The organism is Candidatus Dechloromonas phosphoritropha (assembly GCA_016722705.1).
Lineage (GTDB): Bacteria > Pseudomonadota > Gammaproteobacteria > Burkholderiales > Rhodocyclaceae > Azonexus > Azonexus phosphoritrophus.
Map to the genome: position 1 here is coordinate 1,696,695 of JADKGN010000004.1, position 21,924 is coordinate 1,718,618.

17 protein-coding genes are annotated in these 21,924 nt (G+C 63.6%); 11 read left to right on the plus strand and 6 right to left on the minus strand.

The genetic code is table 11. The features are described from left to right. Positions 1 to 2: 2 nt before the first annotated feature. The 4 genes from IPP03_14060 to IPP03_14075 form a co-directional block, all read right to left on the minus strand. Positions 3 to 1,601, minus strand: coding sequence for a hypothetical protein (locus IPP03_14060; GenBank protein MBL0353713.1), 1,599 nt, complete (start codon positions 1,599 to 1,601; stop codon positions 3 to 5). A 5-nt stretch (positions 1,602 to 1,606) separates the two neighbouring features. Continuing rightward, entirely contained in the window at positions 1,607 to 2,041 is a 435-nt protein-coding gene (locus IPP03_14065) for an HIT family protein (protein ID MBL0353714.1), read from the minus strand. Positions 2,042 to 2,156: 115 nt separating this feature from the next. Next, positions 2,157 to 6,032, minus strand: coding sequence for a DUF3683 domain-containing protein (locus tag IPP03_14070; protein MBL0353715.1), 3,876 nt, complete (start codon positions 6,030 to 6,032; stop codon positions 2,157 to 2,159). 89 nt (positions 6,033 to 6,121) lie between these two features. Continuing rightward, complete coding sequence (locus tag IPP03_14075; GenBank protein MBL0353716.1) at positions 6,122 to 6,547, minus strand: DedA family protein; 426 nt, start codon at positions 6,545 to 6,547, stop codon at positions 6,122 to 6,124. Between the two features lie 37 nt (positions 6,548 to 6,584). On the opposite strand from IPP03_14075, the gene ilvA reads away from it, so the two are divergent. The 6 genes from ilvA to IPP03_14105 are packed head-to-tail and all read left to right on the plus strand — an operon-like array spanning position 6,585 to position 13,771. Further along, positions 6,585 to 8,117, plus strand: coding sequence for a threonine ammonia-lyase, biosynthetic (ilvA, locus tag IPP03_14080; protein MBL0353717.1), 1,533 nt, complete (start codon positions 6,585 to 6,587; stop codon positions 8,115 to 8,117). A gap of 6 nt (positions 8,118 to 8,123) precedes the next feature. After that, positions 8,124 to 11,039 (plus strand): class I SAM-dependent DNA methyltransferase, encoded by a 2,916-nt coding sequence (locus tag IPP03_14085; protein MBL0353718.1) that lies wholly within the window; start codon positions 8,124 to 8,126, stop codon positions 11,037 to 11,039. Positions 11,040 to 11,056: 17 nt separating this feature from the next. Then, entirely contained in the window at positions 11,057 to 11,410 is a 354-nt protein-coding gene (locus IPP03_14090; GenBank protein ID MBL0353719.1) for a hypothetical protein, read from the plus strand. Further along, positions 11,407 to 12,339 (plus strand): cysteine synthase A, encoded by a 933-nt coding sequence (gene cysK / locus IPP03_14095; GenBank protein MBL0353720.1) that lies wholly within the window; start codon positions 11,407 to 11,409, stop codon positions 12,337 to 12,339. Before IPP03_14090 ends, cysK begins: the two co-directional genes overlap by 4 nt. Beyond that, positions 12,336 to 13,487, plus strand: coding sequence for a putative C-S lyase (locus IPP03_14100; GenBank protein ID MBL0353721.1), 1,152 nt, complete (start codon positions 12,336 to 12,338; stop codon positions 13,485 to 13,487). The genes cysK and IPP03_14100 overlap by 4 nt, the downstream gene beginning before the upstream one ends. Beyond that, positions 13,484 to 13,771 (plus strand): hypothetical protein, encoded by a 288-nt coding sequence (locus tag IPP03_14105; GenBank protein ID MBL0353722.1) that lies wholly within the window; start codon positions 13,484 to 13,486, stop codon positions 13,769 to 13,771. Before IPP03_14100 ends, IPP03_14105 begins: the two co-directional genes overlap by 4 nt. On the opposite strand, the gene IPP03_14110 is transcribed toward IPP03_14105, so the two are convergent. Next, positions 13,755 to 14,333, minus strand: coding sequence for a 5-formyltetrahydrofolate cyclo-ligase (locus IPP03_14110; GenBank protein ID MBL0353723.1), 579 nt, complete (start codon positions 14,331 to 14,333; stop codon positions 13,755 to 13,757). The two genes, IPP03_14105 and IPP03_14110, sit on opposite strands and share 17 nt — an antisense overlap. A gap of 14 nt (positions 14,334 to 14,347) precedes the next feature. On the opposite strand from IPP03_14110, the gene IPP03_14115 reads away from it, so the two are divergent. Genes IPP03_14115 through IPP03_14130 form a run of 4 tightly spaced genes read left to right on the plus strand, consistent with a single transcriptional unit; the run spans position 14,348 to position 20,676 of the window. Beyond that, positions 14,348 to 16,282 (plus strand): lytic transglycosylase domain-containing protein, encoded by a 1,935-nt coding sequence (locus tag IPP03_14115; protein MBL0353724.1) that lies wholly within the window; start codon positions 14,348 to 14,350, stop codon positions 16,280 to 16,282. A 36-nt stretch (positions 16,283 to 16,318) separates the two neighbouring features. After that, a complete protein-coding gene (locus IPP03_14120) occupies positions 16,319 to 18,409 on the plus strand; it encodes a DUF1631 family protein (GenBank protein MBL0353725.1) in 2,091 nt (696 codons plus the stop codon). 50 nt (positions 18,410 to 18,459) lie between these two features. Beyond that, complete coding sequence (locus tag IPP03_14125; protein MBL0353726.1) at positions 18,460 to 19,422, plus strand: complex I NDUFA9 subunit family protein; 963 nt, start codon at positions 18,460 to 18,462, stop codon at positions 19,420 to 19,422. Between the two features lie 15 nt (positions 19,423 to 19,437). After that, positions 19,438 to 20,676 carry a multifunctional CCA addition/repair protein gene (locus IPP03_14130; GenBank protein MBL0353727.1) on the plus strand — a complete coding sequence of 413 codons (1,239 nt, stop codon included), beginning with the start codon at positions 19,438 to 19,440 and terminating at the stop codon, positions 20,674 to 20,676. Here the strand turns inward: IPP03_14130 and IPP03_14135 are convergent. Further along, positions 20,641 to 20,838 (minus strand): DUF2905 domain-containing protein, encoded by a 198-nt coding sequence (locus IPP03_14135; protein ID MBL0353728.1) that lies wholly within the window; start codon positions 20,836 to 20,838, stop codon positions 20,641 to 20,643. The genes IPP03_14130 and IPP03_14135 overlap by 36 nt on opposite strands. A 66-nt stretch (positions 20,839 to 20,904) precedes the next feature. On the opposite strand from IPP03_14135, the gene IPP03_14140 reads away from it, so the two are divergent. Further along, a complete protein-coding gene (locus IPP03_14140) occupies positions 20,905 to 21,711 on the plus strand; it encodes an alpha/beta hydrolase (GenBank protein ID MBL0353729.1) in 807 nt (268 codons plus the stop codon). The last annotated feature ends 213 nt before the right edge of the window (positions 21,712 to 21,924 follow it).

The following is a 21,924-nucleotide window of genomic DNA, read 5'->3' on the forward strand; positions in this document are numbered from 1 at the left end:
GGTCAAGGCATCTCGTAAGAAACCCGATCGAAATCGGCGCCCCGTTGCCTGGCGTGCATCATGCGCACCGTCCAGGACTTGCCTTCGCCGACGAGTTCGAGCGATCCACTGGTCTGGTAAATGCCGGTCGGCAGCACGAGCGAACTTTCCTGGCGGATTGCCTCCACGGGTGGAAGCAGGAAGGCCCGAACAAAGCGGTCCGCCTGACCGGAATGGGCCGAGGCGCGACGCACGGTAACCGCCTCCGGCATTCCGGGCAGAATCGCCACGCCGGCGAGGACGCCCCCTTCGTGCTCCTGCATGAGCCAGGTCACCTGCCCGAGAAGAAAGCGTTCGCCGTCATGCGGACAGACCGCCAGCAACTGGCTGTGGGCGATCCGCTCGCCGGCATTGCCGCGTCCCAAGCGAAAGCCGTTGGCGGAATGATTGATCACTACCCAGTCATCGGTTGAATAAGTGATGTGTGGCCTTATGTTCAGTGCCTGCCCAGGAGCGACGCGGTCACGAAAAGTGAAAACCTCGTCGAATTGCCCTCTTCCATAGGTGCTTCCCGAATCCGCCTGGGTGAATTCCTTGCCGCCGACGAAGTAGTGTATTGCTTCGAAACCCACGGCAACCTGCGCCGTGCCATGCGAAACGAAGCGGCGGAAGCGGCGTGGGGATGCCGTCTGGGTCCAGGGCCGTGAGAGACGCTCGAGCAGCCTTCCAACATGTCCCGGTGTTTCCTCGCCAAGGCCGAGTTGTGAGGGCGTGAGGCGCTGCTGAAGCTGCGACAGCATGTGGCTGATCTGAAGACCGAGACGGGAGGTATCGAGCCAGCGCGCATCGCTGCCGATGCTGTCGGCCAAGCCGGCCGAGTGAAGAGGCTGGTCCTTCGTGAACTCGATGAAATAGGGTGGGACTTCGTACTCGTCATCGACCGGATGCAGCGCAACCAGCGGCGCCCACATGCTGGCCCAGTGGCGGATGAGAGCGAGGTCGCGGACACCGTTGCCGTAAGGATTGGCGATCTCGATCAGCAGCAGGGTGACGTAGGCAGCCGCGCAGTGCGTCGCCTGCAGATCGTTTTCCAGGGAATCATTGACCGGGGTGCAGCTAACGCCGCTCCGCTCGGCGGCTTCGTAATAGCCGTGAAGTTCATGCCAGATACCGGCGGGCAATTCGCGCCGCGCGCGAAAGTGCTCGATGATGATCTGTCCGGTGTAATAGAGACAACGATGCTGGATGGTTGCGAGAAGATTCGAAAAATGGGGATCGTCGGGCTCCTGCTGCTGCATGCGCGCGCACAGCGCATAGGCCGTGGTCATGTGGCGCCACGCCGAAACCACGCGCCGGAAGCTTTCTTCCTGCTCGTCGCTGAGAACCAGTGCCTTGTTGTGGTAACGCCGGGCGATTTCCTCCTCAATGAAGCAGAGCGGAACCCGGGTCTGTTCGAGGAGAGACAGCATAACCCCGGCATCGGGCGGGTTGGCGATCAGCGCATCGAGAAATGCGATGACTTGCTGCTCGGCGAGCGACGGGTTGGCGAGCGACAACTGTGAAAGGTAGTGTGACCCCGCCTGCAGGTCGGGGATATTCAGCGCGAGCGATGGCATGTTCATGATTGTCAGCCTTGATGTTCGTCAGGATGAAGTAGTTTGCGCAGCGCCCCGCGCATGGTACCGGCGCTGACGACAGGGCGCGGCGAAAGGGAATCGCGTTGGGGGCTCCCCCAGATCGGACCGGGGAAATGGCGATCGTCATGCCAGCGCGGGATGACGTGCCAGTGCAGATGCGGTGTCATGTTACCGAGACTGGCGAGATTCATCTTGTCGGGAGCGAAAAGCGAGCGCACGACCTTCTCGACGCTGAAAACCACGTTCATGAATGAAACACGCTCGCCAGGATCGAGATCGGTCATCTCGCGAACGTGACCGGTCCACACGACCCGGCAAAACCCCGGGTAATCGGGATCCTCGACCAGCACGACGCGACAGGCCGAAGACTCCCAGAGGATCGTCCCACCCGTTCCAGCGCAAAACTCGCAGATATCCCCGTCCATTCCCGTACCCCGATTTCCGCAATGTTGCAAGGATTGCACCGGCATAAAAATACTGCAAGTGCTTCCTGCGTCCCGGACCGCATTGTTGCGGTCGACCGGCAAAATCAGCCGAAAATCAGAGCAAAACGCGCTCGATGCCGCCATTGTTGGCGCGGTCGACGTATTGCGCCGCCCAGTTTTCACCGAGCAGGTGTTTTGCCATCTCGACCACAATGTAATCTGCCTGGGTCCCGGCGTCATCGTCGTAGCGCGAAAGACCCTGCAGGCAGGCCGGACACGACGTGAGAATCTTGACCTCGCCGGTGAAGCCGTCGGCGCGCAGCTTGTTCGCCGTTTGCGTGATGTCTTCCTGTTTGCGGAATTTCACCTGGGTCGCGACATCCGGGCGCGCATAGGCGAAGGAACCGGCGTCACCGCAGCAACGGTCGGTCAGCAGCACCTCCTGGCCCATCAGCGCCTTGGTCACGGCGAGCGGCGCATAGGCTTTCATCGGCGTGTGGCAGGGGTCGTGGTACATGTAGCGCGTACCTTCGATGCCTTCCAGCTTGAGGCCCTTTTCCATCAGGTATTCATGGATGTCGAGCAGCCGGCAGCCCGGGAAGATCTTGTCGAACTGGTACTTCTGCAGCTGGTCCATGCAGGTGCCACAGGAGACGATCACTGTTCTGATGTCGAGGTAATTGAGCGTATTGGCGACGCGATGAAAGAGCACGCGGTTGTCGGTCGTGATCTTCTGGCCCTTGTCGTCGTCCCCGGAGGCGGTTTGCGGATAACCGCAGCACAGGTAGCCCGGCGGCAGCACGGTAGTCGCGCCGATCTCGTAGAGCATCGCCTGGGTCGCCAGGCCCACCTGCGAGAACAGGCGCTCCGAGCCGCAGCCAGGGAAATAGAAGACGGCGTCCGATTCCTCGGTCGTCTTCTTCGGGTTGCGGATGACCGGAATGACCTTGTCGTCCTCGATGTCGAGCAGTGCCCGTGAGGTGCGTTTCGGCAGGTTACCCGGCATCGGCCGGTTGAGGAAGTGGATGACCTGCGTCTTGATCGTTGGCGCGCCGACCGTCGCCGGCGGATGGGCGCGTGACTTCTGGACCAAGCCGATCGCCTTGGCCGCCTTGTGCGCCAGGCGTTGCGCCTTGAAACCGAAATCCATCATGGCCAAGCGCATCAGCTTGATCGTCGCCGGGTCTTTCAGGTTCAGGAAGGTCATCGCCGTCAGCGTGCCCGGACTGAAGCGCTTCTTGCCCTGCTTGCGCAGGAAGTTGCGCATGGCGACCGAAACGTCGCCGAAATCGATGTCGACCGGGCACGGCTTGAGGCAGCGGTGGCAGATCGTACAGTGGTCGGCAACGTCGTTGAATTCGTCAAAATGCTGAAGCGAAATGCCGCGCCGGGTCTGTTCCTCATACAGGAAGGCCTCGATCAGCAGTGAGGTGGCGAGAATCTTGTTGCGCGGGCTGTAAAGCAGGTTGGCGCGCGGAACATGTGTCGAGCACACTGGCTTGCACTTGCCGCAGCGCAGGCAGTCCTTGATCATGTCGGAAATCTTGCCGATCTCGGACTGTTCCATGATCAGCGACTCGGCGCCGAGCAGGCTGAACGACGGCGTGTAGGCGTTGCCCATGTCGCCGCCGGGCATCAGCTTGCCTTTGTTGAAACGGCCTTCCGGATCGACCCTTTGCTTGTAGGCGCGGAAGGGGCCGATTTCCTCCTCGGTCAGGAATTCCAGCTTGGTGATGCCGATGCCGTGCTCGCCGGAAATGACGCCGTCGAGCGATCGGGCGAGCTTCATGATGCGCTCGACCGCATGGTGCGCGGTCTGCAGCATTTCGTAGTTGTCGGAGTTGACCGGGATGTTGGTATGCACGTTGCCGTCGCCGGCGTGCATGTGCAGCGCGACGAAAACGCGGCCGCGCAGCACTTCCTTGTGGATGGCCGCGATGCGCTCGACGATAGGGCGATGGACGCCACCGTCGAAAATCTCGCTCAGGCGGGCGTGCAGTTCCTGCTTCCACGACGTGCGCACCGAGTAATCCTGCAGGCGGTGGAACAGCGTCGGGTTGGCGGCCTTGTTGGTCAGCTCGCCGGCCTGCACGCCGTGGGACGCGAAGCGCAACTCGGCCTCTGCCAGCGGCAGGTCGAGGTTTTCCAGCAGCCATTTCCAGCGCAGGCGCACGGCCTCAATGTAATCGAGCGCTGCCTGCCGGCGGTTGCCGATCAGCAAGTCCTTGTCGAGGTTGGCGTCGCCGGAATGCAGTGGCAGGTCGCCCTGGAGGAATTCGGCCAGCGCGTCGCACAGCGCCAGTTTGTTTTGCGTCGACAACTCGATGTTGATGCGCTCGATGCCGTCGCAATATTCGCCCATGCGCGGCAGCGGGATGACAACGTCCTCGTTGACCTTGAAAGCGTTGGTATGGCGCGAGATCGCGGCGGTGCGCGAACGGTCGAGCCAGAATTTCCTGCGTGTTTCGGCGTCGACCGCAATGAATCCCTCGGCGGCGCGCAGGTTGCACATGCGGACGACCTCGGAAGCAGCGGTCATCACGGCCCTTTCGTCGTGGCCGACGATATCGCCGATCAGCACCATCTTCGGCCGGCCGTGGCGCCTGGCCTTGGTCGCGTAACCGACGGCCTTGACGTAGCGCTCGTCGAGATGCTCGAGGCCGGCCAATTGCACGCCGGCGGCATGCCCGGCACCGCCCGGCTTGAAGTAATCGGTGATCTCGACGATGGCCGGCACCGCCTCGCGCACCTGACCGAAGAATTCGAGGCAGACGGTGCGCGCCACCGGCGGCATCTTGTGCAGCACCCAGCGCGCGGCGACGATGATGCCGTCGGTGCCTTCCTTCTGGACGCCGGGAATGCCGCCGAGGAATTTGTCGGTGACGTCCTTGCCCAGCCCGGTCTTGCGGCAGGCGGCGCCAGGCATGGTCAGCACTTCTTCCTTGAGCAGCTTGCGGCCGCTCGAGTTGAAGCGCTTGACGCGGAATTCGACGTTTTCCTGCTCGTGGATCTTGCCGTAGTTGTGATTGACGCGCTCGACTTCCAGCCAGTTACCGTCTGGGTCGACCATCTTCCACCAGGCCAGGTTGTCGAGAGCGGTGCCCCACAGCACCGCCTTCTTGCCACCGGCGTTCATGGCGATGTTGCCGCCAATGCACGAGGCACTGGCCGAGGTCGGGTCGACCGCGAAGACGCGCCCGGCAGCCGAGGCGGCTTGCGAGACGCTCTCGGTGACGACGCCGGCGCTGGTGCGAATGGTCGCATACGGCGTGTCATGGCCGGCCAGCACCAGATCCTCGACCGGGCCGATATCGATCAGCTTTTCGGTGTTGATGACCGCCGAGTAGGCCGTCAGCGGCACGGCGCCGCCGGTATAGCCGGTGCCGCCGCCACGCGGGATGATGGTCAGGCCGGCTTTGATGCAGCCACGCACGAGATGGCCGATTTCCTCCTCGGTGTCCGGGTGGAGGACGACGAAGGGGTATTCGACGCGCCAGTCGGTTGCGTCGGTGACATGCGAGACGCGGGCCAGTCCGTCGAAGGCGATGTTGTCCCGGCGCGTGTGTTTGCCGAGGATTTTCAGCACCTTGCGCCGCAGGTCGATGGTCTTGCCGAAGTGCTCGGAAAAGCGGTTGACCGCCGCCTGCGCCGCGTCGACCAGGCGCTTGACCTTGGCCGAGCGCTCGCGACCCTCGTTCTCGGTGGCCTGACGGCGCTTTTCGACTTCGCCAAGACGGTGACGCATCGCACCGACCAGCGCTTCACGCCGCTCGCGGTTGTCGAGCAGGTCATCTTCCAGATAGGGATTGCGCTGCACCACCCAGATGTCGCCGAGCACTTCGTAAAGCATGCGCGCCGAGCGCCCGGTTACGCGCTCGCTGCGCAGTTCGTCGAGCACCGCCCAGTTCTCGGCGCCGAGCAGGCGGATGACGATCTCGCGGTCGGAGAACGACGTGTAGTTGTAGGGGATTTCGCGCAGGCGGGCAGTCATCGGTGTAGCCGGGATCCATCAAGGGGTAAATTTTAGCGTATTGCAGCGCAGCACGCTGTCCGGGTAGACCAGCAAAGGCCGTGCAAGGTTCAGTTGGTCAGCGCTGCCTGGCTGACCAGCCAGTAGCGCGCGAACTTGCCCGCCGCCATGAACAGGCAGCACGGCAGCCAGTGCAGACGGAGCCAGCCGGCACCGAGGCACAGCGCGTCGCCGATCAGCGGCAGCCAGGAGAGGAGCAGGGCAGGGCTGCCCCAGCGTTTCAGGCTTTCCTGGTGGGGGAGGGTGGCCAGGCGCTGCCAGCGCGGCAGGAAGCGGCCGCACCACCACGAGGTCATGCCGCCGGCCGTGTTGCCGACCGTCGCCAACGCCAGGGCCGGCCACAGTTCGCCGGGATGCAGTTGCAGGAAGCCCCAGAGCAGGGGCTCGGAACTGACAGGCAGCACGGTCGACGCCAGAAAACTGGCGAGAAACAGACCACCGAGCCCCGCTTCAGCCGTGACGTTTAACCACTCCACCCGTAGAATCCCCCTTTTTGCCCAATTGAGCCGCGCCATGCACCCGGATTATCTCGAAAAAATTCTCAACGCGCAGGTCTACGATGTCGCCAGCGAAACGCCGCTCGATCTGGCCAGCAACCTTTCGGCGCGGGTCGGCAACAAGATTCTGCTCAAGCGCGAGGATCTGCAGCCAGTGTTCTCGTTCAAGCTGCGCGGCGCCTACAACAAGATCGCCAGCCTGTCGCCCGAGAAACTCAAGCGCGGCGTCATCTGCGCCTCGGCCGGCAACCACGCGCAGGGCGTCGCGCTGGCGGCGGCCAAGGTTGGCTGCCGGGCGGTCATCGTCATGCCGGTGTCGACACCGGACATCAAGGTCGAGGCCGTCAAGCGGCGCGGCGGTCAGGTCGTGCTGTTCGGCGACTCCTACGACGACTCCTACGCCCACGCGCTGGTGCTGGAAAAATCTGAGAAGCTGACCTTCGTCCATCCCTTCGACGACCCGGATGTGATCGCCGGGCAGGGCACCATCGCCATGGAAATCCTGAGCCAGCACTCGCGCCACAACGGGCCGATCCACGCCATCTTCTGCTGCGTCGGCGGCGGCGGGCTGATCTCCGGCATTGCCGCCTACGTCAAACGCCTGCGCCCCGAAATCAAGATCATCGGCGTCGAAGCCAGGGATGCCGATGCGATGAGCCAGTCGCTGGCCAAGGGGCACCGGGTGCGGCTCAACCAGGTCGGGCTGTTCGCCGACGGCGCCGCAGTCAAGATCGTCGGCGAGGAAACCTTCCGCCTGTGCCGCGAATATGTCGATGAAATGATACAGGTCGATACCGATGCCATCTGCGCGGCGATCAAGGATGTCTTCGAGGACACCCGCTCGATTCTCGAACCGGCCGGCGCGCTGGCCGTCGCCGGGGCCAAGGAATACGCCCGCCAGCACAAGCTGAAGGACAAGAATCTGGTGGCGATTGCCTCGGGCGCCAACATGAATTTCGACCGCCTGCGCTTCGTCGCCGAACGCGCCGAGGTCGGTGAGCGGCGCGAGGCCGTGCTCGCCGTGACGCTGCCCGAGAAGCCCGGCGCCTACAAGAAATTCCTCGGCCTGATCGGGCAGCGCAACGTCACCGAGTTCAACTATCGCTACCACACCGAGAAAGAGGCACACGTCTTTGTCGGTATCCAGACCGTCGACCGCAAGGAATCGGTCAAACTGGTCAAGAGCCTGCAGAAGCACGGCTACCCGACGCTCGACCTGACCGACGACGAGATGGCCAAGAACCACGTTCGCCACATGGTCGGCGGCCACGCGCCGCAGGTCTGTAACAATGGCATGAGCGAACTGCTCTACCGTTTCGAGTTTCCCGAGCGGCCGGGCGCGCTGATGAATTTCCTGACCCAGATGAGCGCCGGCTGGAACATCAGCCTGTTCCACTACCGCAATCACGGCGCCGACTACGGCAAGGTGCTGGTCGGCATGCAGGTGCCGTCGGGTGAAATGGGGCTGTTCCGCGAATTCCTCAAGAATCTCGGCTACGCCCACTGGGACGAGAGCAAGAATCCGGTTTACAAGCTCTTCCTCGGCTAGCGCGGGATGACACCCGAAGCGTTCATCGCCCGCTGGAAAGACAACCCGCTGACTGAACGTGCCGGCGCCCAGGCGTATTTCGACGATCTCTGCGATCTGCTCGGCGTCGCCAAGCCGCGTGACCCGGAAAATTACTGCTTCGAGCGCGGCGCCCGGAAGGCCAGCGGCGGCGACGGCTGGGCCGATGTCTGGATGCGCAGCCGTTTCGGCTGGGAAAACAAGAAACCCGGCCGCGACCTTGATGCCGCCCTCAAGCAGCTCACCGACTACACCCTGCAACTCGACAACCCGCCGCTGCTCGTCGTCAGCGACCACGAGCACATCGTCATCCACACCGCCTTCACCGGCTACCCGGACGAGCCGCGCGAAATCCGCATCGAACAACTGGTCGACCCCGAGCAGCGGCAAATCCTCAGATGGGTGTTCACCGACCCCGAAAAGCTGCGCCCGGAAAAATCCACCGCCGCCATCACCGCCCAAGCCGCCGGGCACTTCGCCGAACTCGCCGCCGGAATGCGCAAGCGCGGCGAAGGCGGCCAGCGCATCGCCCATTTCCTCGTCCAGTGCCTGTTCTGCATGTTCGCCGAAGACGAACACCTGCTACCGGCCAACATCTTCACCGACCTCCTCGGTCATGCCGTCGACGACCCCGACAAGGCCGCCCGGCGCATCGCCAAACTGTTCGCCGCCATGCAGCAGTCCGGCGGCGAATACGGCGACCACGACATCGCCTGGTTCAACGGCGGTCTCTTCTCCGCAAGGGATACCGCCTGCGAGGCAGGCATAAAAATCATCGATATTCCGGCGTTGACCGCAACCGACCTGCAAGCCCTGCACCGCGCCGCCGCCGACATGGACTGGCGCGCCATCGACCCCACCATCTTCGGCACCCTCTTCGAGCGCGGCCTCGACCCCGCCGCGCGCGCCCCGCTCGGCGCCCACTTCACCGACACCGGCACCATCACCAAACTGATCGACCCGCTGATCAGCGAGCCGCTGCTCGTTGAATGGGCCAGAACCAAATCCGAAATTCTCGCCCGGCCCAAAAAGGCCAAGGCCGCCTGGCAGGCCTTCCTGCTCCGCCTCAACCACTTCCGCATTCTCGACCCCGCCTGCGGTTCCGGCAATTTCCTTTATCTGGCCCTCAAAGCCCTGCGCGACATCGAGAAGCGCGCCCACGTCGAAGCGCAGGAACTGGGTCTCGGCGCCGAACTGGCGATGCAGACCGGCCCGCACAACATCCTCGGGCTGGAAATAAACGAATTCGCCGCCGAACTTGCCCGCGTTACCGTCTGGATCGGCGATATTCAATGGTGCCGGCGCAACGGCTACCGCCACGCCACCAACCCGATTCTCCAGTCGCTCGCCGGTATCGAACACCGCGATGCCCTGTTGACCTTCTCCCCTCGCCCGCCTGCGGGAGAGGGGCCGGGGGTGAGGGCCAGCGAAGCCGTGTGGCCGACCGCCGACGTTATCGTTGGCAACCCGCCTTTCCTTGGTGACAAAGTCATGCGCCGCGAACTCGGCGCCGAATACGTCGAGATACTGCGCCAGACCTACGACGGTCGCGTCCCTGGCGGCGCCGACCTCGTCACCTACTGGTTTGAAAAAGCCCGCGCCCAGATCGCCGCCGGAAAACTGCAAGCCGCCGGCCTCGTCTCGACCAACTCAATACGCGGCGGCGCCAACCGCAAGGTGCTCGAACGCATCGTCGCCACGACGCGTATTTTCGAGGCGTGGAGTGACGAGGAATGGGTTAACGAAGGCGCGGCGGTGCGCGTATCGCTACTTGGTTTTGGGCCATTTTTCGGGGTTGACCGCAGCAGTCGGCTGGATGGGGCCGAAGTGGCCTGGATTCACGCTGATTTGACCGCTGCCGTCGGCATGGACCTTACCAAGGCTAGACGATTGACAGAGAACGGCGGCGTTTCGTTCATGGGAGTCACGAAATCCGGGCCATTCGACATTTCATTCAGCGTAGCGCGTCGGCTGTTGGCCTCACCGACACCCCACGGCAAACCAAATTCCGATGTGGTCTTACCCTCCATCAACGGCGCCGATCTCGCCAAGCGCCCATCTGGTGATTGGATCATCAATTTCGGCAAGCTGAGCGAAGGTGAGGCGGCGCTTTACGAAGCCCCCTTCGAATACACTGTCCGACACATCAAGCCAACTCGCCAGGAAAGTCGAACCCCGAAAAACCACGAGCAATGGTGGCTTTTCGAGCGTGCGCGCCCCGAAATGTTTGCAGCCTTTGGTAACCAAGCCCGCTATATCGCAACTTGTCTCGTTGCCAAGCATCGCTTTTTCGTTTGGCAACATCGGCATGTGGTCCCGGAAAACGTCGTTATCGTCATCGCCCGCGCCGACGACACCACCTTCGGCATCCTGCATTCCCGCTTCCACGAACTCTGGTCGCTGCGCCTCGGCACTTGGCTCGGCGTCGGCAACGATCCGCGCTACACCCCGACCACCACCTTCGAAACCTTCCCCTTCCCGCCCGGCCTGACGCCGCGCGACACTGCCCCGAAGCCTGGTCACGCCTCGCCACCGTGCATGGCCGGGGAAGTCGCCGCCGGGAACATCGCTGCCGCCGCCCGCCGCCTCAACGAACTGCGCGAGGCCTGGCTCAACCCGCCGGAGTGGGTCGACTGGGTGATCACCCCGGAAGAGGAAAAAGCCGGCTTCCCCCAACGTCCAGTGGCCAAACCCGGCCATGAAGCCGACCTCAAAAGGCGCACCCTGACCAACCTCTACAACGCCCGCCCGGCCTGGCTGGACCTCGCCCACCAGGCCCTTGATAAAGCCGTCGCCGCCGCCTACGGCTGGCCCGACTACACCCCGGAGATGCTCGACGAAGAAATCCTCCGCCGTCTGCTGGCGCTGAATCTGGAACGGAGCCATGCCGACCATGTCGAATAAGCTGATTTTCAGGGAACATGCGCTACAGCGAATTTTTCAGCGCTGTGGGAACCGGGCTTTGCAAGGAAAAGGCCATGATCTGTCCAATCTGCAAATGCGGCCATACCCGTCCCGGCTTTGCCAGTGTGACGTTGGAACGTGACGCCACGACGCTGCTGTTCAAGAGCCTCCCGGCGCAGGTGTGCGACTCCAGGTTGACCGTGGCGTTGCCGGCGAGGATCAGAGCCCTGAAGAGAGATATCCACAGCGTGGCGATCGAGCGCCGACAGCAAGTCAGCGCCGCGCAGGGCGGCGCGGCCAATTGTCGACCTGCCCACGGCACTCAAAGAGTCGCCTACAATTCCTCATCCCCTATTGGAGTCCGCACATGAAAATCGCCAACAACGTCACCGAGCTGGTCGGCAATACGCCGCTGGTCAAGCTCAACCGCATCACCGCCGGCTGCGGCGCGACCATTGTCGCCAAGCTGGAGTACTTTAACCCCGGTCACAGCGTCAAGGATCGCATCGCCGTTTCGATGCTCGACGCCGCGCAGGCAGCCGGCAAGATCGGCCCGGATACTGTCGTTCTGGAGCCGACTTCCGGCAATACTGGCATCGGCCTCGCCATGGTCTGCGCCGCGCGCGGCATCAGGTGTGCCTTCACGATGCCGGAAACCATGAGCCGTGAACGCAAGCTGCTGCTCAAGGCCTACGGCGCCGAGCTGATCCTGACGCCGGGCCCGGACGGCATCGGTGGTGCGATCGCCAAAGCCAGGGCAATGGCCGAGGCCGACCCGCGCTACTTCATCCCACAGCAGTTTGAAAATCCGGCCAATTCGGCGGCCCACCGCAACACGACGGCCGAGGAAATCTGGGGCGATACCGACGGCAAGGTCGATATCTTCGTTTCCGGCGTCGGCACCGGCGGCACGATTACCGGCGTCGGCGAAGTGCTGAAGACTAGGAAGCCGGGCGTCCACATCGTCGCCGTCGAACCCGATGCCTCACCGGTTCTCTCCGGTGGCGTCAAGGGGCCGCACCTGATCCAGGGCCTCGGCGCCGGCTTCGTGCCGGCCATCCTGAATACGGCGATCTACGACGAGGTGATCCGCGTTACCAACGACGACGCCTTCGCCATCGCCCGTCGCATGGCGACTGAAGAGGGCCTGCTGGTCGGTATTTCCTCCGGCGCCGCGACCTGGGCCGCGCTCGATCTGGCGAAGCGTCCGGAGAACGCCGGCAAGCTGATCGTCGTCATCATTCCTTCATTTGGTGAACGATACCTGTCCACCGCCTTGTATCAGCACCTCGAGGTTTGAGCATCTTCGACGCGCCTGTCGACCGGCGCGGCTCGGATTCGATCAAGTGGGGCAAGTACGCCGGCCGCGATATCCTGCCGCTGTGGGTGGCGGACATGGATTTCGCCGCTCCTCCGCAGGTGGTGGCTGCGCTGCAGGCGCGCATCGCGCATGGCGTCTTCGGTTACGGCCACCCTTGGCCGTCGCTCACGGAGTCGGTGCTTGCTCACCTTGAGGGCGAATATGGCTGGGCGATCGAGCCTGAATGGATCGTCTGGCTGCCGGGTCTGGTCAGCGGCCTCAACATCGCCTGCCGGGCGGTCGACGGCGAGGTGCTGACGGCGACGCCGATCTATCCGCCTTTCCTTTCGGCGCCGCGCTATTCGGGGAAAACGCTGAATCGCGTCGAGCTGGCCTGTGTCGATGGTCGTTGGCAGTGGGACAAAAATGCGCTGAATTCGGCGTCGACCGCAACGACCGGACTCTTCCTGCTCTGCCACCCACACAACCCGGTCGGCCGCTGCTGGAGTGAGGCGGAGCTGCGCGATCTCGCCGCCTTCGCCGAAGAAAACGATCTGATCGTCTGTTCCGACGAAATCCACTGCGGCCTGATCCTCGACCCGAACAAACGCCACATCCCGTTCGCCAGCCTGTCGCCCGATGCCGCTGCGCGCAGCATCACGCTGCTGGCGCCGTCGAAAACCTACAACATTCCCGGCCTCGGCTGCTCCTTTGCGGTGATTCCCGATGGTTCCTTGCGCCGGCGCTTCCTGCGCGTCATGGACGGTATCGTGCCACACGTCAATGTGCTCGGCCTCACCGCCTGCGAAGCGGCCTATCGCGATTGCGGCGACTGGCACGACGAACTGATCGCCTACCTGCGCGCCAATCGCGACCGCCTGGCTGCTGGTCTTGCACTCCCTGCGGTCGCGGTCAACGCCGAAAAAGGGGCAAAAATGTGCCACGTCGAGGCGACTTATCTGGGCTGGATCGACGTTCGCGAACTCGGCCTGAGCAATCCGGCAGCGCATTTCGAGGCGCACGGGCTCGGTTTATCCGATGGCGCCGACTTCGGCGCACCAGGTTGGCTGCGCCTCAATTTCGGCTGTACGCGGGCGACGCTCGATGAAGCGCTGGAGCGCTTCGCCAGGGCCTGTCAGGCGGCATGAGTTCTTACGCGCTGGCCATCGGAGCCTTGCTGATCGCGCTGCTGGCCCAGGCGCTGGCCTCCGCCGTGGCGGTCGAGTGCTGCATGCGTAAGGGGCAGCCCGCGCTGGCGCGCCGCTCGTGGCTGGCGCTGGCCGTCGCGACGTTGATCTTCGCCCTGCAACAAGGCTTCGCACTCGAACTGGCGGCCAGTACCGGACTCCACGATTTGCGCCAGGCCGTCCTCTCGGGTGGTGCTTCCGCGCTGCTCGCGCTAGCCGTCTATGGCTTCAGGCGGCTGGTCTGAAAGCGCCGTTTTCGGTGATGATCCAGTCCAGGCGCTGGTCATGCGGCTCAGGGCGGATGCTGGCGACGCGGTTGATCTCAAAGCCGACGCCGACCGCCAGCGGCCGTGGCGCGAGTGCCGCCAGCGTGCGGTCGAAATAGCCACCGCCATAGCCGAGGCGATAGCCGGCGCCATCGAAGCCGTTGAGCGGCAACAGGATGAGGTCGGGCGTCAGCCAGTCGCCGGCGGTTGGTGTCGGGATGCCGTAACAATCCGCTGTGAGCGGGGTATCCGGTGTCCATTCGCGAAAGCGCAGTGGTGCGTCCTCGGCAACGACGACCGGCAACGCGGCATGGACTCCGTCCTCCGCCCATCTGGCGAGCAGGGCCCGCACATCCGGCTCGTTTTTGATCGGCCAGCAGAATGCCGCGACCTCGGGCGGTGGCAAGACTGCCAGCGCATGGGCGACGATGCGGGCCGACAGGGCGGCATGTTCGCCATCGCTCAGGGCTGCCCGCCTGGCGGCCATTTCCTGTCGCAATGCCCGGCGCCGGGCCGTGTTATCCTCGTAACGACCATTCATAGGTGAAATCTAGCATGAAGTTTCCCGCCCTTCTCCTCGCGTTCTTCGTTTCATTGCCACTCTTCGCTCAGGACAGCGGCGACAGCACCTTTCTTATGGCCCGCGACGCCTTCCGCGCCGGCAACCGCGTCAAGCTCGATCGTGCCGCCGAGCAGATCGGCAACCACGAACTGGCGCCCTATGTCGAAAGCTATCAGTTGCGCATGGCCATGGACCAGGGCGACACACTTGCGCCGCGGGCTTTTTTCGAGCGTTTCGACCGTGCGTATGTCGCCGAGAAACTGCGCGCCGACTGGATTCGCTGGCTGGGCAAGCGCGGCAACTGGGCAGAGATCGTTGTCGAATATCCGAAGCTGATCGCTCCCGAACCCGATGTCACCTGCTGGTACCAGCAGGCGCGATTGGCCAGTGGCGACCAGACGGCATTCGATGATGCACAACAACTCTGGCTGACCATGCTCGAGCCGGTGGAAGCCTGTCGCACGGTGCACGATGCGCTGATTCGCGCCAACCGGGTCACCACCAACGACGTCTGGGCGCGGGTCCGTCGCCAATTCGAGGCCAACCGCACGGGTCCGGCCAAGATCACGCTGTCCGCCTTGCCGGCCGGCCAGGCACCCGACGCGAAGGCGCTTGACATGGTGATCGCCAGCCCGATGGGCTTTCTCGTCCGGCAACCGGCGAGCTGGAACGCCAGCCAGACCGGTCGCGAACTTGCCGCGCTGGCGATCCAGCGCATCGCCGCCAACGATCCCCGCGCGGCGGCGGCCGAACTGGAGAAACTGCAGGACCGCATGCAGGCTTCCGAACGCGATTGGGCATGGAGCCAGATCGCCCTGCAAGCCGCCAGAAAGCATTATTCCACCGAATCCGTGGCGTGGTTTGCGCAGGCCGGCCAGGCCCAGTTGTCCGACGAAGGCTACCAGTGGAAGGTGCGCGCCGCGCTGCGCGTGAACGACTGGAGCTCGGTGCTGGGGACGATCAAGGAAATGCCACCGGCGCTGGCGGCACAGCCGGAATGGATCTACTGGCTGGGTCGCGCCTACAAGGCGGGGGGCCTGACCAGCGAGGCCGATGCGCTGTTCGAGAAAGTCGCAGGTCAGGCCAATTTCTACGGCAACCTGGCCGACGAGGAACTCGGACGCCAGATCGTGACGCCGCCGAAAGCCAAGGCGCCGTCCGCCGACGAGCAGCAGGCGGCGCGCGAGAACCCGGGAATCCGGCGTGCCATGGCCTTCTTCCGGCTCGGCATGCGAACCGAGGCGGTCCGCGAATGGAACTGGTCGCTGCGCGACATGGATGACCGCGAACTGCTCGCCGCAGCCGATCTGGCGAAGCGCAACCAGATGTGGGACCGCGCCATCAATACCGCCGACCGCACCAAAAGCGAGCACGATTACACGCTGCGCTTCCTGGCGCCCTACGGCGATCAGGTGCGTCCGGCGGCACGGGATCAGGCGCTCGACGATGCCTGGGTTTATGGTCTGATGCGCCAGGAAAGCCGCTTCATTACCAGCGCCAAGTCGAATGTCGGCGCCTCTGGGCTGATGCAGTTGATGCCGGCGACGGCCAAGTGGGTTGCCAAGAAGATCGGCCTGCGGAACTACGACCACGGTCGCGTCAATGACACCGAAATGAATGTCCTTCTCGGCACCAGCTACATGCGGCTGGTCATGGAAAATCTCGACAACCACCAGGTGCTGACCTCGGCCGCCTACAACGCCGGCCCTGGCCGCGCCAAGAAGTGGCGCGCCGACCGGCCGCTCGAGGGTGCGATCTATGCCGAGACCATCCCGTTCAACGAAACACGCGACTACGTCAAGAAAGTGATGAGCAATTCGGTCTATTACTCGATGCAGTTTACCGGCCGCCCGGATTCGCTGAAAGCCCGCCTCGGGGTGGTCGGGGCGCGCACCGCCGATGCGCCCAAGGACTCCGATTTGCCTTAAGATTCATGTTATTACGACGTAACGACAAGGTCGGCGATGATCCCGTCAGTCAATAACGAAATCCTGCGGGTTCCCGATGATGCCTGGGACATCCTGCGAGACTGCCGGGTATTCTTCCTGAAACAGTTGGTTCGCCTGCTTCAGGAGGCGGAGCCGCTGCCCGAAGAACGGCTGAGCGCCTTCGCCAGGGCAACGGGCGCGTATTTCGACGACATGGTATCCACAGAGAAGCGCAGCCGTTTCGATCAGCTCGGAAGCCTGACCGCCTCGCGGATATCGCTGCTCGGGGAGGATGATCTGGAGCTCGATATCCGCCTCGGCAGCTTCGTTTCGCAGTTGCTCGAAGCCAACGCCAAGGAACTGTGGCGCGTCTATCTCCGCTTCGTGACCCTGCTGGGCCGCCCCGACCTCTCGCCAGGCGACAATCCGGTCGGCCCCAGGGCGGTCGCTACGGGGCTGGTGGCCTTGTGCAAAGCCCTTGACGACAATCGTGACCGAGCGCTGAACCGGGTTACACGCCTCGAAGAACATTTCGCCGAGTTCCTGCCGGCGGTCTATCTGGCGCTCAATGATTTCCTGGTCAGCCGCAAGGTGTCGGCAGCGCAACCGACACTCGTTACCGCACCGGATGTTGTCGACCACGCGGCGGCGCCCGGTGGATCCGGGCTGCCTCCTGGCGCGCTGGCGCTCGACCCGGCGGTGGCGCTGCAGATGAGCCTGCTCGGTCAGCAATCGGTTGGTCAGCAACCGTCTGGCCAGGCAGCGTGGGCAGGAGCGGCGGCGTCACTCGTCACGCAGGCGATGTTCGGCCGCTTGCTGGCCAGGCTGGATGACCTCGAGCCTGCCGGTCATCCTGCCTCCGAGGGTAAGGCCGGTGCGCCCCGCCCGCTGAGTGCGACCGAATTGGGCGTGCCGACCGGGGTGCCCGAAGCAGCCGCAATCGATGCGCTGGCGATGATATTCGAGGCAATCTTCGACTCGCCGACCTTGCCCGATGCCGTCAAGTCGGCACTCGGCAGTCTGCAGATTCCGACACTGCGCGCCGCCATGCTCGATTCGGGATTCTTCACTGCCGATGCCCATCCGGCGCGCCAGTTACTGGACAAGATGGCGCGCGCGGCAGTCGGGTTGCCGGCCGATGTCTCGTCCCGGCATCCGCTGTGCGCCGGTGTCCAGAAAGTTGCGGCGCGTGTCCGCAGCGAATTCGTCCGCGACACGCAGGTCCTGTCACAGCAGGTGGCCGAACTCGACAAGCTGATCAGCGAACGCGACACTCTGGCCGCGCAGGCCGCTTCGGCATATCGCCCCTTGCTGCAGCGCATGGAGCAGAGCGATCTCGCGGAACTGCGCAGCCATCAGGCGGTTGACCGGTTCTGCATGACTTCCGGCATGCCGCCGCGCATTGCCGATTTTCTCCGTGACCACTGGCAGCGCGTGTTGCGCCAGGTCTGGATCGAATCCGGAGAAGATGGCCCGGAGTGGCAGGAATGCACGGCGGTGCTCGACAAACTGTTGTGGAGCATTCAGCCGAAAGTGGATATCGAAGCACGCAGGCAACTGGCGCGCCAGCTTCCGCAGATGTTGCAGGTGTTTACCGGCGGGATGCAGCGGGTTTCGGTGCCGGAGACGGCGCGTGCCGAGTTTCTTGACACCTGCTTCGCCCTGCAGACGGCGGCGATGCGCGGTGGCGCTTTGGCGGTCAGGGCGGCCGGGGAAATCCGCGACGCTTCGCCTCAGGCTGTCGGGGTAAGGCCGGCGGCGGGCGCTGTGCCGGTGTCCAGCGAATTGCGGGTGGGAGCCCAGGTGCTCAGGATCTTCGATCTCGGCGGGGGTGCCCGACGTGGCCGCTCCCGGCAGTCACCGGTGCACACCGGGGACTGGCTGACGTTCCGGCTGGCGGATGATCTGGCGCTGTGCGGGCGTGTATGTCATATCGGCATGGCCACGGGCAAGCTGTTGCTGGCCAACCCGGACTGGGGCTTCGGCGTGGTGCTGCATCCGGCGATTGCCGAGAGCCAGCTCAGGGACGGACGGGCCAGCATCAGTTCGCGGAGTTCGCTGTTCAATACCGCGGCTGAGCAGGCGCTGCGCCGGCGATCCGGTTCCACGGAAGTGCCCCAAGGCTGAGCGATTTGGCTTAAAATCGATGCTTCAAAGAATAGTTTCCGGGGTTCGAAATGGACATCAAGAAAGTATTGCTGCTGGGGGGTAGCGGTTACGTCGGTACCTATATCGTCAATCGGCTGTCGCAACGTGGCATTGAGGTGACCGTGCCGACGCGCCGCCGCGAGCGGACCAAGGCGCTGATCATCCAGCCGAACGTGTTGATGCCGGAAGTCAATATCAACTCCGAAGAAGCGTTGGTCGAGCTGATGCAAGGCCAGGATACGGTGATCAACCTGGTTGGCATTCTGCACAGCCGCGATGTCGTCCTGCCCTACAGCAAGGATTTCGCCGCGGCACACGTCGAACTGCCGAAGAAGATCGTCGCTGCCTGCAAGAAGACTGGTGTCCGCCGTCTGGTGCATATGAGCGCGCTCGGCGCCAATCCCAAGGGGCCGTCGGAGTATCTCTCCTCCAAGGGCGACGGCGAGGCAATCGTGATGGCCGCCCAAGGCGATCTGGACGTGACCGTTTTCCGTCCCTCGGTCATCTTCGGCCTTGGCGATTCCTTCCTGACCATGTTTGCCGGGGTGCTGCGCAAACTGCCGGTCTTCCCGCTCGGTTTCGGTCAGGCGCGCTTCCAGCCGGTTTGGGCAGCCGATGTCGCCGATGTCTTTGTCGCCAGCCTGGACAATCCGGCAACCTTCGGTCAGGCCTACGATCTCGTCGGCCCGACGGTCTACACGCTGCGCGAACTGGTCGAATACACCGCGAAGCTGGTCGGCAGCAGCGCGCGGATCATCGCTCTGCCCGAGGGCCTTGCCTACCTGCAGGCCGGCCTGATGTGGCTCGCGCCGAAACCGCTGATGTCTCCGGACAACCTGCGTTCGATGCAGGTTGACAGTGTTTGCGACAGCAACTGCAACTTGCCGGCGAACTGGAAGCCGACGGCACTGGAATCCATAGCCCCGACCTACATTGCCCTCAACACGCCGAAGGGCAAGCTCGACGGCTTCCGCTACCGGGCCGGACGGTAGGTCACTCGGCCGCCGATGAAGATCTACATCGTTGGCGGCGCGGTGCGCGATGACCTGCTCGGCAGGGCCAATGCCGACCGCGATTATGTGGTCGTCGGCGCCAGTCCGCAGGACATGCTGAACCACGGTTTTCGTCCGGTCGGCAAGGATTTTCCGGTTTTTCTCCATCCCGAAACGCAGGAGGAGTATGCGCTTGCCCGCACCGAGCGTAAGACCGGCCCCGGCTACCATGGCTTCAGCTTTCATGCGGCGCCCGATGTCACGCTCGAAGAGGATCTCGCACGTCGCGACCTGACCATAAACGCCATGGCCAGGGCGGCCGACGGCACGCTGGTCGACCCCTTCCACGGTCAACGCGATATTTCGGCCAAAATCCTCCGTCATGTCGGTCCGGCCTTCGCCGAAGACCCGGTGCGCATCCTGCGGCTCGCTCGCCTTGCCGCCCGCTTCACCGATTTTTCGGTCGCGCCGGAAACCATCGAACTGATGCGCGGCATGGTCGCCGGCGGTGAGGTCGACCATCTGGTTGCCGAACGCGTCTGGCAGGAACTGGCCAAGGGGCTGATGGAAGCGGCGCCTTCCCGCATGTTCGAAGTGCTGCGCCAGTGCGACGCGCTGGCGCGGTTGCTGCCCGAGGTCGACGCGCTGTTCGGCGTGCCGCAGCGCGCCGATTACCATCCGGAAATCGATGCCGGCGTGCACACGCTGATGGTGGTCGACGAATCTGCCCTCCATGACTACGCATTACCGGTCCGCTTTGCCGCGCTGACCCACGATCTCGGCAAGGCGACGACACCGGCCGACCTCCTGCCGCGTCATCGCGGCCATGAAGCGCGCAGCGTGCGCCTGACGACCGCGCTCTGCGAGCGGCTCCGGGTACCCAACGAGTGCCGCGACCTGGCGCTGCTCGCCGCGCGTTACCACGGTGACATCTCGCGCGCCGCTGAACTGCGTCCTTCGACTCTGGTCGCCCTGCTGGAACGGACCGACGCGCTCCGCCGTCCCGAGCGCTTTCAGCGGCTGCTGGAGGTCTGCCGGTGCGATTTCAATGGCCGCCTCGGTTGGGCAGGTCGACCCTACGACAGTGACCGCCTGCTGCTGGCGGTCCTGGCTGCGGCGCGGACAGTCGATGCCGGGGCCATCGCCGTGGCCTGCGCCGACAAGGCGAAAATTCCCGGGATGATTCACGCGGCGCGGGTCGCTGCCGTCAGACGCCTGCTAGATGAGACGCGAGACGACGACGATGAAAATTGACAGGATAATCGTCGTCGCAAACGGCAGATAGTAGGTCCGGCCGCGAAAGCGGAAGGCGATGTCGCCTGGCAATCGGCCGAAGCGGATGAACCGGGCGATGTGTGGGGCGATGATGCCAAGCAGAAATATGGCAATTACCAGCGTCAGAATCCACTTCAGCATGTCGACTTGCGCTAATCTCAGGAGTTTTCCGCATTTAACCACGCTTCACCGGACACTAGAGCAGCGATGACAAAAACTGAAATGATCAATGGTATCGAGGTCATCTCGTGCCTGCCCGCGGACACTACGGATCGTCCGCCCCTGCTTTTCGTTCATGGGGCGTTTGCCGGGGGCTGGATGTGGGTCGACACCTTCATGCCTTTTCTCGCTGAGGCCGGTTACCCCTGCCACGCGGTTTCCCTGCGTGGCCACGGCGGTAGTCACGGGCGCGAGCGCATCAACTGGCATTCCGTCGCCGATTACGTTGAAGACGTGACCGGGGTCATCGACTGGTTGGGGCGGGAGCCGGTCCTGGTCGGGCACTCGATGGGTGGCTTCGTCATTCAGAAATATCTCGAGCTCCATACCGCACCGGCTGCCGTGCTGCTCTGCTCGGTACCTCCGCAGGGGCTGATCGCCGCCCAGTTCCATCTGCTGTTCCAGAAGCCACATCTGTTCATGGACCTCAACAGCATCATGGGCGGCGATTATGCCGATACCAGCACGCTGCGCGAAGCCCTGTTCGCCGGCGAGGTTGACGAGGCGATGCTCAAGATCTGGCTGGGGCACATGCAGACGGAGTCCCAACAGGCGCTGTGGGACATGTCGATGTTCAACCTGCCCCGTCTGCACGCGATGAGTCGGCCACCGATGCTGATTCTCGGCGCCGAGCATGACGTTCTCGTGCCGGCTTTCCTGGTGCAATCGACCGGGCAAAGCTACGGGCTGCCCGTCCATATCTTTCGCGACATGGGCCATGCCGTGACCCATGAGAAGGAATGGCCTTTGGTTGCCGGCACTGTGCGCGCGTGGCTCGACGCCCTGGAGGCTTGACCGAGGCAATGGACTCGCGTTCGCCGCGCTTTTTCAGGCGACATGGCCGATGGCCACCGATTTCTCGGTACCTGTGAAGTATTTCGCAGTCATGCCGGTCGCTATCGCGGTAGCGTGGGTGCTTGGGAAAAATAGCTGTTGCGGTTTCATTTAGGCATGACATTCGTCAGCGGCACGGGTAGGTCGGTTTTTGCGGGACGACTCATGCGCCGG

Coding starts and splice junctions, on each gene's coding strand:
- IPP03_14060 (MBL0353713.1), bottom strand. CDS start 1,601: ATGAACATGCCATCGCTCGCGCTGAATATCCCCGACCTGCAGGCGGGG.
- IPP03_14065 (MBL0353714.1), bottom strand. CDS start 2,041: ATGGACGGGGATATCTGCGAGTTTTGCGCTGGAACGGGTGGGACGATC.
- IPP03_14070 (MBL0353715.1), bottom strand. CDS start 6,032: ATGACTGCCCGCCTGCGCGAAATCCCCTACAACTACACGTCGTTCTCC.
- ilvA (MBL0353717.1), top strand. CDS start 6,585: ATGCACCCGGATTATCTCGAAAAAATTCTCAACGCGCAGGTCTACGAT.
- IPP03_14085 (MBL0353718.1), top strand. CDS start 8,124: ATGACACCCGAAGCGTTCATCGCCCGCTGGAAAGACAACCCGCTGACT.
- IPP03_14090 (MBL0353719.1), top strand. CDS start 11,057: ATGCGCTACAGCGAATTTTTCAGCGCTGTGGGAACCGGGCTTTGCAAG.
- cysK (MBL0353720.1), top strand. CDS start 11,407: ATGAAAATCGCCAACAACGTCACCGAGCTGGTCGGCAATACGCCGCTG.
- IPP03_14105 (MBL0353722.1), top strand. CDS start 13,484: ATGAGTTCTTACGCGCTGGCCATCGGAGCCTTGCTGATCGCGCTGCTG.
- IPP03_14110 (MBL0353723.1), bottom strand. CDS start 14,333: ATGAATGGTCGTTACGAGGATAACACGGCCCGGCGCCGGGCATTGCGA.
- IPP03_14115 (MBL0353724.1), top strand. CDS start 14,348: ATGAAGTTTCCCGCCCTTCTCCTCGCGTTCTTCGTTTCATTGCCACTC.
- IPP03_14120 (MBL0353725.1), top strand. CDS start 16,319: ATGATCCCGTCAGTCAATAACGAAATCCTGCGGGTTCCCGATGATGCC.
- IPP03_14125 (MBL0353726.1), top strand. CDS start 18,460: ATGGACATCAAGAAAGTATTGCTGCTGGGGGGTAGCGGTTACGTCGGT.
- IPP03_14130 (MBL0353727.1), top strand. CDS start 19,438: ATGAAGATCTACATCGTTGGCGGCGCGGTGCGCGATGACCTGCTCGGC.
- IPP03_14135 (MBL0353728.1), bottom strand. CDS start 20,838: ATGCTGAAGTGGATTCTGACGCTGGTAATTGCCATATTTCTGCTTGGC.
- IPP03_14140 (MBL0353729.1), top strand. CDS start 20,905: ATGACAAAAACTGAAATGATCAATGGTATCGAGGTCATCTCGTGCCTG.